The 870-nt window shown below is 74.5% G+C and carries 1 protein-coding gene; it reads right to left on the bottom strand.

All coding sequences use genetic code 11. The annotated features are described in order from the left end of the window. Nucleotides 1-870, bottom strand: an 870-nt coding sequence (locus ACLEQD_RS44480; protein WP_410391941.1) for a threonine/serine exporter family protein, incomplete at both ends; no start/stop codon positions are given.

The following is an 870-nucleotide window of genomic DNA, read 5'->3' as shown; positions in this document are numbered from 1 at the left end:
CCAGGGCAATCCATCCCCAGTCGCGCGGCCGGGCGCGGAAGAGCACCGCGATGGCGAAGCCCGCCACCACCAGCGCGACGACGGCCGTCCCCGGAGGCAGCACCGCGGGCAGGGGCGGCGTGGGCACGGGAGGCAGCACCGTGGCCACGCGGCTGCCCAGGGCCGCGCCGAAGCCCAGCTGGAGGAAGATGAGCGCGGCGTGGGTGAGGCGCGACGTGCCGGAGATGAGGTTGCGCGTGGCCACCTCGTTGACGGCGACGGTGAGCGTGAGGCCGGGCAGCAGGACGATGAGGCCCGCGAGCGTGGCCACCTCGCCGTGCAGCGGGCCGAAGAAGTGGGCCGCGATGCCCGCGAACGCGGCGGACAGCACGGCCGCCACGGGCTCCAGCACCCGCGCGTTGGTGGGCTGCTTGCGCGTCAGCAGGTCCAGCACGCCGATGGACAGGCTGCTGAAGCCGGAGACGCCCATCTCCTTCCAGCCGCCGCCGAACAGCAGGGCCGCGGAGGCGCCCGCCAGCATCCAGCAGAGCAACTGGAGCGCGGGGCCGTAGCGCGGCGGCCGGGCGAGGATGGCCTCCACGCGCGTGGCGCCCTCCGTGGGCGTGAGGCGTCCCTGGATGACGTCGTCCGCGAGCATGTCCAGGAGGATGAGGCGCTCCAGGTCCATGTCGCCGGGCTCCACGCGGATGAGGCTGGTGCGCAGGTCCTCGGGTGGGCCGAAGGAGGCGAAGATGGAGGTGGGCGTGGAGAAGAAGCGGGCCTCCAGGCCCAGCCGCTCGCTCACCCGCTGCATCAGCCCCTCCAGGCGGTGGGCGGGCGTGCCGTGGCGGTGCAGGGCGTGGCCCAGGCGCAGCACGAAGGCCACCGCGG

Source organism: Corallococcus sp. 4LFB (assembly GCF_046520365.1).
Classification (GTDB): Bacteria; Myxococcota; Myxococcia; order Myxococcales; family Myxococcaceae; genus Corallococcus; species Corallococcus caeni.
Note: the sequence above shows the minus strand (reverse complement) of the source record. Positions and strands in the feature narration are given on the sequence as shown.